Annotated in this window: 9 protein-coding genes and 1 pseudogene; 5 read left to right on the forward strand and 5 right to left on the reverse strand. The window is 69.3% G+C overall.

The window, feature by feature from the left end; genetic code table 11:
- From F3J18_RS33440 to F3J18_RS33450, 3 genes are all read left to right on the forward strand, one after another.
- Nucleotides 1-764, forward strand: a 764-nt coding sequence (locus F3J18_RS33440) for an ABC transporter permease (protein ID WP_166916392.1), incomplete at its 5' end; no start/stop codon positions are given.
- Complete coding sequence (locus tag F3J18_RS33445) at nt 761-1,579, forward strand: ABC transporter ATP-binding protein (protein ID WP_166916394.1); 819 nt, start codon at nt 761-763, stop codon at nt 1,577-1,579. The genes F3J18_RS33440 and F3J18_RS33445, both read left to right, overlap by 4 nt.
- Nucleotides 1,580-1,860: 281 nt before the next feature.
- Nucleotides 1,861-3,183: an NERD domain-containing protein gene (locus F3J18_RS33450; protein WP_166916396.1), complete on the forward strand. Its 1,323-nt coding sequence runs from the start codon at nt 1,861-1,863 to the stop codon at nt 3,181-3,183.
- Between the two features lie 21 nt (nt 3,184-3,204).
- Here F3J18_RS33450 and F3J18_RS33455 read toward each other — a convergent pair whose 3' ends face one another.
- From F3J18_RS33455 to F3J18_RS33470, 4 genes are all read right to left on the reverse strand, one after another.
- Nucleotides 3,205-3,975: an SDR family oxidoreductase gene (locus F3J18_RS33455; protein WP_166916398.1), complete on the reverse strand. Its 771-nt coding sequence runs from the start codon at nt 3,973-3,975 to the stop codon at nt 3,205-3,207.
- Nucleotides 3,976-4,209: 234 nt separating this feature from the next.
- Complete coding sequence (locus tag F3J18_RS33460) at nt 4,210-4,470, reverse strand: hypothetical protein (protein WP_166916400.1); 261 nt, start codon at nt 4,468-4,470, stop codon at nt 4,210-4,212.
- Nucleotides 4,471-4,565: 95 nt separating this feature from the next.
- Nucleotides 4,566-5,552, reverse strand: coding sequence for a zinc-binding dehydrogenase (locus F3J18_RS33465; RefSeq protein WP_166916402.1), 987 nt, complete (start codon nt 5,550-5,552; stop codon nt 4,566-4,568).
- 67 nt (nt 5,553-5,619) lie between these two features.
- A complete protein-coding gene (locus F3J18_RS33470) occupies nt 5,620-6,234 on the reverse strand; it encodes a nitroreductase family protein (protein WP_145756210.1) in 615 nt (204 codons plus the stop codon).
- Between the two features lie 168 nt (nt 6,235-6,402).
- Between F3J18_RS33470 and F3J18_RS33475 the strand changes: the two genes are divergently transcribed.
- Both F3J18_RS33475 and F3J18_RS33480 read left to right on the forward strand, forming a co-directional pair.
- Nucleotides 6,403-7,290, forward strand: coding sequence for a LysR family transcriptional regulator (locus F3J18_RS33475; RefSeq protein ID WP_166916404.1), 888 nt, complete (start codon nt 6,403-6,405; stop codon nt 7,288-7,290).
- Nucleotides 7,291-7,404: 114 nt separating this feature from the next.
- Nucleotides 7,405-8,127: an energy transducer TonB gene (locus F3J18_RS33480; protein ID WP_166916406.1), complete on the forward strand. Its 723-nt coding sequence runs from the start codon at nt 7,405-7,407 to the stop codon at nt 8,125-8,127.
- An 87-nt stretch (nt 8,128-8,214) separates the two neighbouring features.
- Here the strand turns inward: F3J18_RS33480 and F3J18_RS33485 are convergent.
- Nucleotides 8,215-9,192, reverse strand: a pseudogene (locus F3J18_RS33485) (excinuclease ABC subunit A); the annotation flags it as partial.

A 9,192-nucleotide genomic window follows, 5' to 3' on the forward strand; every position in this document is an offset into this window, starting at 1 on the left:
GTCTCGCCGGGCTGGCGCTGCCGGTGCTGCTGCTCGGCCTGGTCGAGCTGGCCGTGCGCGCCGGCTGGCTGCCCGATCACCTGGTGCCGGCGCCGAGCGAGATCTTCGCCACGCTCGAACGAATGGGCCTGGCGCGCCTGATGCGCCATGTCGGCGCGAGCACGCTGCGCGTGGCGGCCGGTTTCGCGGCCGGCGCGGGGCTCGCGCTGGCGGTGGGCGCGGCGATGGGCCTGAGCCGGCGCATCGACGCGCTGCTGGAGCCGAGCTTCCAGGCGCTGCGGGCGATCCCCTCGCTGGCCTGGGTGCCGGTGCTGCTGCTGTGGCTCGGCATCGACGAGGCGCCCAAGATCACGCTGATCGCGATCGGCGCCTTCTTCCCCGTGCATCTGGCGGTAGTGGCCGGGATTCGCGGCGTGGACCGCAAGCTGGTCGAGCTGGGCGCGGTCTATCGGCTCGGCGCCTTCGCGCTGTTCCGCCGGATCCTGCTGCCGGCCGCGCTGCCGCAGATCTTCACGGGCTTGCGCACCGGCCTGAGCCTGGCCTGGATGTTCATGGTGGCCGCCGAGCTGATCGCGGCCACGCGCGGGCTCGGCTTCCTGCTCAGCGACGGGCGCGAGACCGGGCGGCCCGACCTGGTGTTCGGCGCGATCCTGCTGCTGGCCCTGCTCGGCAAGCTCAGCGACGGCGCGATGCGCCGCATCGAGCAGCGCTGGCTGGGCTGGCGCGATGCCTTCGACGGCACCCGGCGCAAGGAGGCGGCATGAGCGATACCCACCTGCTGACTGAGCGAGTCGCCGCCGTTGCTCGCGACGACACCCCGCTGCTCGACCTGCGCGTCGAACACAAGCGCTACGACGGCCGCATCGTGCTGGCCGATATCGCGCTGCAGGTGGCGCGCGGCGAGATCGTCTGCCTGGTGGGGCCGAGCGGATGCGGCAAGAGCACCCTGTTGCGCATCGTCGCCGGGCTCGACGGCGACTATCGCGGCGGCGTGCGCCTGGACGGCCAGCCGCTCGACGGCCCCTCGGCGCGCATCGGCGTGATCTTCCAGGAGCCGCGCCTGCTGCCCTGGCTGTCGGTGGCCGACAACGTCGGCTTCGCGGCCGGCTCTCGCGGCTCTCGCGGCACGCGTGGCTCTCGCCACGGCCGCGCGGCCGAGGTCGAGCGCTTGCTGGCCGAGGTCGGGCTGGCGGGGCAAGGCGCCCTGCTGCCCTCGGCGCTGTCGGGCGGCATGGCGCAGCGCGCCGCGATCGCGCGCGGCCTGTTCGGCGAGCCGGAACTGCTGCTGCTCGACGAGCCGTTCAGCGCCGTCGACGCGCTCACCCGCATGCGCCTGCAGACCCTGCTGCTCGACGTGGTGCAGCGCCATGGCACGGCGGCGATCGTGGTCACGCACGATCTCGACGAGGCGCTCTACCTCGGCGATCGCGTGCTGATGCTGGCCGCCGATCCGGGTCGCATCGACGAGGCGATGCAAGTCGATATCGAGCGGCCGAGAGACCGGCGCGACGCGCGTCTGGCGGCGCTGCGCGGGCGCCTGCTCGATGCGTTCCACCGGCTGCACGAAGTGGGTCATTGAGCAGATCGCCACGCCTTCCCGAGGCCATGCCCGCGCAAGCGCGGCATCCATGTCGACCGAGCCGGACACGACAACAAATCGAAACAATCGCCGGCTCCGTCGCGCCATGTAACACAGTCGATCGGTCTTCCCGGTTCGCGCTCAAGAACGGCGCAATCGCGCCGTCATTCATCAGGCAATATCCTGATGATTCCGTCACGAGGCGAACCCGCCACGGCACCGCGATCCGATCGCGGACAAGGCCATTCGTACCGTCGTCGCGCGCTCTCGATCGCACTACCATGAACGACATTGAACTCTATTTCGGCGGTCAGAAGCCGCCGAGCCGATCCGAGCAGGCCGTGCTCGCCCAGGTGCTGCGCTGGCTGATCGAGCGGCAGCGACCCGCTGTCGTCATCTGCGACCTGCTGCTGAAGGATGGCCAGATCGACATCCTGGTCGGCACCGACGACACCACCATCCAGCTGGAAATCAAGAACTTCCACCATCCGGTCGACGGCAAGTCGAATGGCGATTGGATGCTGCGGCGCGAAGCGTCGCCCACCCCGATCAAGAACGGCTATCGGCAAGCGATGGACAACAACCTCGCCTTGCGCGACGCGATGTCGAGGCACTTCAACGATGGCCGGGAAATCTCCTATCCGAGCGGCGCGGTGATCTTCGAGCCGAGCCGCCATCGCGACTCGAGGCTGGAGATCACTTACGACCCGCGCGTACTGATCCACGGTGCCGACGAACTCGATCGGGCGCTGTCGAAGCGGGGTCGACAACCGTGGCCACGGTCATGGTTGAGCCATTTCGCGCAAGCGCAAAACCTGACCCGGGCCCCCATCTCCGCCGCGCTTCGAATCGAAACCGCGCCGGGCAAGGACACCATCGTGCAGCAAGCCGAGCCTGGTCGGGACGCCGCCGATAGGGTGCCGGTGGTGCCCACCGTCGTACCGGCCATGCCTGCTGCCGTGCCGGCCGCGTCCACTGTCGTGCCCCCCGTGCCGACAGCGCTCGCCAAGCGCGCTGCATACCCCATTGCGGCTGGATCTCCCGCCGAACGCAGTCCCGCCACGATCGACGCGTCGTGGCGCGAAGCCCAGGCCGTCGCGATACCGCATCGCCACGCGCCGATCGGATCGGGTCTTGCCTTGGGCGAAAGCCGGCCGCGACGGCGTCGCGGGCTGTTACGCTATTGGCCGATCCTGCTGGCCGCCGCGCTCGGCGCCTATGCAATCGGCCAGCATCAACGGAAGACGGTGAAGGCCGAGGCACCGCTCGCGAACGAAGCGCCGGATAGCCTGAAACGGCACGCCTCGTCGATCAGGAAGCCGCATGACGCACCGCCGGTGCCGCTCGCCAGGACTCAGCGGGCAGCACATCGGGCCACGGCCGACAAGCCTCAAGTGGTGGCTGCGGCACCGAGCGCCGAGGGGCCGGTGGATCCGGCGCTACCGATCGCCAGCCGGCCCACCCCGCCGATCGCCCCGATCACCTGCCCCGTCGGCGTCGACCGGCTCGGCTGCAACGGCAGGACGGGCGTCCTGGCCACCCCCGAATGTCCGCCCGCGTTCCATATCTCCGGCAATACCTGCATCCGCGATGCCGGAGACTGAAGCCGGTTCCGGCTCGTCCGCTCAGCGGTACTTCGCCCCGCCGTCCGCGTCGATCACCACGCCGCTCAGGTAGGACGCGCGCTCGGAGGCGAGGAAGCTGACCAGGTCCGCCATCTCCTCGGGCTCCGAGGGCCGCCCGAACGGCAGCGCCTCGAGCAGCTCGCGCCAGCGCGAGGCATCGCCGAAGGCCGTTTCGGCGCGGCTGCGATAGAGCTTCTCGAGCCGCTCGGTGGCGCAGGGCCCGGGATTGATGCCGACCACCCTCACCCCGCGCCGCGTCGAATGCGCGCCCACCGCCTGGGTGAAGGCCACCAGGGCCGCATTGGCGGTCGAGCCGAGGATGTAGTCGTAGCGCGGCGTGACGCCGGCCGCGCCGATCACGTTGACGATCACGCCGTTGCCGCGCGCCATCATCTCCGGCAGCACCAGCTTGGCGAAATCCATGTAGCCGAACAGCTTGAGCTCCCAGCTGGCGCGCCAGGCGGCCTCGTCGATCGCCTCCAGGCCGCCGCCGGGAATCGCGCCGGCGTTGTTGACCAGGATGTCGACCGGGCCGGCCTCGGCCAGCAGTTCGCGGCGCGCGTTCGCGTCGGACAGGTCGAGCGCGCTGGCCTTCACCGGCGTCCCGCAGGCGGCCTCCAGGCCGCGCCTGACACGCTCCAGCGGCTCAGGATTCGACGACACCAGGTGCAGGCGGCAGCCTTCCTTGGCCAAGGCCATGGCGCTGGCCATGCCGATGCCCTTCGAGGCACCCGTGACGAGCGCCAGGCGGCCCTTGATACCGAGATCCATGTGGACTCCGTGGGAATGAGAGGAACAGGAGGTCGCGACGGCCGGCGGGCGAATCAATGCCCGGGCCTTTCATGCGAATGAATACGAGGATCGTAGCGGAAAACCGGAAAACGCGAGGGACGCCACGCGAGGCGAGGTTTCAGCCGCGAGCGCGGCGCGCCGGCGCGGCCTGGGCAGGCATCGGGGAAGTCGCCCGCGCGAGGCAGGCGAGCGGGGAATCAGGCAAGCGCGCCCTCAATGCACCTTCATCTCGTCGACGAAGGGAAACGGGCTCATGGTGCAGACCACATGGAAATAACCGCCGCGCGCATAGGCGGTGACCTGTTCGAGGCGCTCCGATTCGGCGCCCCGCTCGCGGCCGGCGGCGCCGGTTTCCCCGGTTGCGGCGGGGCCGGCGGAAACAGCGAGGCGACGGGCCCGCGCGGCACCGGGCGCGAGCAGCGAGGCCAGCCGCCCCACCAGGGCGCGCGGCGCCAGTCCGATCGAATTCGACATCATCGGCTCCTTCAAGCGTGGATCGAGACTTCAATCTAGCCACGCCCGGCGCCGGCGCCAAACAAGCATTTCCGCTTAGCTTTCCAGGCCCGCGCTCAGACCCGGATCACCAGCTTGCCCTGTACCCGATTGCCTTCCAGCAGTTCATGAGCATGGCGCACCTCGTCGAATTCGAGCGTCTGCTTCAGCAATGAAGGCAGGCGCCGGGCCGCCACGTCGTCGGCGATGGCCCGCAGCGGCGCGGCGTCCAGCGGCAGCGCCGGGGTGCCGAGCAACTGGCTGGGGAAGAACGCCAGCCGCGCGGCCGGCGGCAGGTCCGTCATCAGGTTGAACTGGTCGAGCACCGGCGCGCCGCCCAGCAGGCCGATCACCGCCACCGCGCCGAACGGGCGCAGCGTGCTGGCCGTATCGCGCAGCGTCGAGGCGCCGACCACCTCGAGCGCGGCATCGATGCCCTCGGGATGGCGCTTGCGTACCTCGTCGGCCACCGAGCCGCGGTCGACCACAACCTGGTCGGCCCCCAAGCCGTGCAGCAGCGCGACGTGCTCGGGCGAGCGCGTGCTGGCCACCACCCGCAGGCCCGAGGCGCGGGCGTAGGTCACGGCCGCCAGCCCGACGCTGGAGGTCGCGCCGCGCACCAGCAGCACCTGCCCCGCCTGGATCCCGAGCGTGTGGTTGAGCGCGCCCCAGATCGTCAGGTAGGCCTGCGGCAGCGCCGCCAGCTCCTCCCAGGACAGGCTGGTGCCGTCCAGGTCGATCACGTTCGAGCGCAGCACCGTCACTTCCTCGGCATAGCTGCCGTGCCGCGCGAACTGCAGGCCGCCCATCGCCGTGGCCACGCGCTGGCCGGCCCGGAAGGCGCCCGAGGGATCCTCCAGCACCTCGCCTACCGCCTCGATGCCGGGCACGCGCGGCCCTTCGATCGGGCCCATCTTGCCGGCGCGCAAGTAGGTTTCGGCGCGGTTGAGCCCGAAGGCGCGCACGCGGATGCGCACTTCGTCGGCGCTCGGCGCCACCGAGGGAATATCGCGCAGTTGCAGGACTTCGGGTCCACCCGCGCGTTCGATCACATAGGCTTTCATGATGATTCCTTTGGTAGGAGTTCTGATCGATTCCTCCGCCCGGCGGGCATCGGAATGGCAGCCGCCCTCAGGCGAAGCGCAGCACCTCGGCGGTCGGCTTGCGCGGTTTTTGCGGCCAGTTGCCGCTCGCGGCGTAACCCACCGTCAGCAGCATCACCGGCACCTCGGTCGGCGCCAGGCCGAAGACCGAGGCGACGCCGGCCGGGTCGAAACCGATCATCGGCCCCGAGGCCAGCCCGCGATCCTGCGCCGCGATCATCAGCGTCATGGCCGCCAGCGAAGCCGAGCGGATCGCCTCGTCGCGCTGGAACGCCGGGTTGTTGGCGTACATGTTGGTGGCCGCGCCGGTCCAGCCGTCGAACACGGCCTGGTCGATGATGCCCTGCTCGAGCGAAGGCGAAAGCGCCGCCGGCAGCGTGCGATGCGGCTCCAGCGTGCCGCACACGATGAAGGTCACGGCCGCGTCGGCCACCTTCTGCTGCCCGTAGGCCAACGGCAGCAGCCGGGCCTTGGCCGCCTCGCTGCGCACGGCCACGAACTTCCAGTTCTGGAGGTTGAAGGCGGAAGGCGCCGTAGTCGCCAGGGCGACCAGCTCGTCGATCTGCGCATCGCTCAGCGTGCGAGCCGGGTCGTAGCGGTTGGTGGAAATACGCGTTTTCAAGAGGTTTTCAAGGCTGGACATGCTTTTCTCCGTCGGGGGGTGAGGGGGAACACGGCTCTACTATGCAAGCCGCCCGGCGCGAGACATAGCCCTAAAGCTGACACCCGGCCTCTCGAAAATGAGAGGATGGCGGACCTGGGCACGACGATCGCGCCATGCCCGCCCCTCAACCCGGAACGAGTTGCCGCCATGGACCTGAATGCCGTCGAGATGTTCGTCACCGTGGTGCAGGCCGGCAGCCTGTCCGCCGCCTCGGCCCGCACCGGCGTGCCGCTGCCCACCCTGAGCCGCCGCATCAAGCAGTTGGAGAGCGAGCTCGCGGTGCAGTTGCTGGAGCGCTCGGTGCGCGGCACGCGGCTGACCGATGCCGGCCTGCGCCTCTACGAGCACGCCAGCCGCGGCATCGAGGCGCTGGTCGAGGCGCGCGAGGCGGTGGTCGGCGCCCAGCACGAGCTGAAAGGCTTCCTGCGCCTCTCGCTGCCGCCTTCCTTCGATATCTGGTGGGACCTGCTCGGCGCGTTCCAGGCGCGTTATCCGGGGATCCGCCTGTTCGTGTACACCACCGAGCGGCGCGTCGACCTGATCGTCGACGGCATCGACGTGGCGCTGCGGGTGGGCGCCATCGAGCACGAGTCGATGGTAGCGCGCAAGGTGGTGGCCTACCGGCATCGCCTGGTGGCCAGCCCCGCGCTACTGGCGCGCCTGGGCACGCCCTCGACGCCCGAGGACCTGCACGCGCTGCCCTGCGCGACCTGGGGGCTCGGCGCCTATGCCCAGCCGGTATGGCGCCTGGGCGGGGTGGAGTTCCTGCCGCGCCCGGTGCTGTCGACCAACGACTACGCGCAGCTTCGCAAGCGCGCGCTCGACGGCCAGGTGCTGACCGAGCTGCCGCCCTTCCTGGTTGCCGAGGACCTGCGCGAGGGGCGCCTGAGCGCGGTGCTCGAGGACCATCCGCTGCCGTACCAGGAGCTGAACCTGCTCTACCCCTCGCACCGGCATCCGTCCTCGATCGTCAAGGCCTACCTGGACTTTTGCCGGGAATACTGGATCGCGAAGCCGGACGCGGCGGCGTGGTGAGGCACGAGACCAGGCCATGAAAGCGGAACGGGCCTGCACCGCGCGGACCCAGCCCCGTTCCGTTCTGCCGGATTCACTTGGTTAGCGCGCGGATCCGCCATGCCGAATGGACTAATGTCCTTCTCGACGGCAATATCACGCCAACGGGGCAATACCTTGCTGCATCATCGATCGAACCTGGCCATGATAAATATTCGCAATCTGCCTGCCATCGCGGCGCTCCTCATCGGCACTCTTTTCCTGACATCCTGCACGACGCCGCCGAGCAAGGACAACCCGCCTGACACCATCGCCTCCTCCAGGGCGGGCCTTTCCTGCCGCATGGTCAAACCTGCCTATCCCAAGGCGCTGGCAAAAGCGGGCGGCCATGGAATTGCCTATCTTTACTTCGAAGTCAGTCCGACCGGATCGATTGAAAACATCACAGTGAGGAAGTCGAGCGGTTCCGCCGAGCTCGATCACTCCGCGACAGTCGCATTACGCGCCAGTCATTGCGAACCGTATATTGAAAATGGAAAACCGATACGGGTTTCCGTCACCCAACCGTACAACTTTTCATTGACGCAATACCCACCCGGCACATATAGCGAGGCATCCAAGGCGGCGATCGAACTTCTTCGAAACCAGCCGGCCGAGCAAGAGAGTATCGGCCGCTCCTATCGGGTCGCCATTCCCCTGTGCGATGTCCGGCGGACGCCCAATCAGAACGCACCTGTACTGAAAACCTACCCACAGGGGACGACGGTTACCGTATTCCAGCGGCAACATGAATTCGCGCGGATTTCGCCGGATGGCCAGCCGCCGGAGTGGGTCGTCTTTTCACTGCTTCAACCGTGAGCGGTGCCGCTCGTCGCGCAGCTGCAAAACGCGCCGAGCCGGGCATCACCATCGCGACACCCGGCACGACCCAGGCGAGCCGCCACCTCAGCCCTCCACGGCCGCGCGTATCGGCGTCTCGCCGCGCGCCAGCACCGGCACCAGCGCCTGCCCGGTATGGCTGGCCGCCACGCGCGCCAGCGCTTCCGGCGCCGCCGCCGCCACGATCGCGCCGCCGCCCGTGCCGCCTTCCGGCCCGAGGTCGATGATCCAGTCGGCCTCGGCGATCACGTCGAGGTCGTGCTCGATCACCACCACGCTGTGCCCGCCGTCCACCAGCCGGTGCAGCACGCGGATCAGCTTGGCCACGTCGGCCATGTGCAGGCCGACGGTGGGCTCGTCGAGCACGTAGAGCGTGTGCGGCGCCTTCTGCCCGCGCCGGGTGATGTCGTCGCGCACCTTGCTCAGCTCGGTGACCAGCTTGATGCGCTGCGCCTCGCCGCCCGACAGCGTCGGCGAGGGCTGGCCCAGCGTCAGGTAGCCGAGCCCGACGTCCTTCATCAGCTGCAGCGGATGGGCGATGTTCGAGATCGGCGCGAAGAACTCCACCGCCTCGTCGATCTCCATGGTCAGCACCTCGCCGATGTTGCGCCCGCGCCAGCTGACGGCCAGCGTCTCGGGATTGAAGCGCTGCCCATGGCACACGTCGCAGGGCACCTTCACGTCGGGCAGGAAGCTCATGCCGATGGTGCGCACGCCCTGCCCCTCGCAGGCCGGGCAACGCCCGTCGCCGGTGTTGAAGGAAAAGCGCGAGGCGGTGTAGCCGCGCGCGCGGGCCTCCAGCGTGTCGGCGAACAGCTTGCGGATGGTGTCCCACACGCCGATGTAGGTGGCCGGGCAGGAACGCGGCGTCTTGCCGATCGGCGTCTGGTCGACCTCCAGCACGCGGTCGATCGACTCCCAGCCGGTGATCGACTCGCAGCCCTGCCACGCATGCGTGACGTTCAGCGAGGGCCGCGGCGCGCGGCGCGCCAGCACGCTGCCGCGCTGGCTGGCCGGCGCCGCGTCCTGGCCGGCGGCCTTGCG

It is taken from the genome of Burkholderia sp. Ax-1720, from assembly GCF_011753035.1.
Lineage (GTDB): Bacteria > Pseudomonadota > Gammaproteobacteria > Burkholderiales > Burkholderiaceae > Burkholderia > Burkholderia gladioli.

Coding starts and splice junctions, on each gene's coding strand:
- F3J18_RS33445 (WP_166916394.1), top strand. CDS start 761: ATGAGCGATACCCACCTGCTGACTGAGCGAGTCGCCGCCGTTGCTCGC.
- F3J18_RS33450 (WP_166916396.1), top strand. CDS start 1,861: ATGAACGACATTGAACTCTATTTCGGCGGTCAGAAGCCGCCGAGCCGA.
- F3J18_RS33455 (WP_166916398.1), bottom strand. CDS start 3,975: ATGGATCTCGGTATCAAGGGCCGCCTGGCGCTCGTCACGGGTGCCTCG.
- F3J18_RS33460 (WP_166916400.1), bottom strand. CDS start 4,470: ATGTCGAATTCGATCGGACTGGCGCCGCGCGCCCTGGTGGGGCGGCTG.
- F3J18_RS33465 (WP_166916402.1), bottom strand. CDS start 5,552: ATGAAAGCCTATGTGATCGAACGCGCGGGTGGACCCGAAGTCCTGCAA.
- F3J18_RS33470 (WP_145756210.1), bottom strand. CDS start 6,234: ATGTCCAGCCTTGAAAACCTCTTGAAAACGCGTATTTCCACCAACCGC.
- F3J18_RS33475 (WP_166916404.1), top strand. CDS start 6,403: ATGGACCTGAATGCCGTCGAGATGTTCGTCACCGTGGTGCAGGCCGGC.
- F3J18_RS33480 (WP_166916406.1), top strand. CDS start 7,405: ATGTCCTTCTCGACGGCAATATCACGCCAACGGGGCAATACCTTGCTG.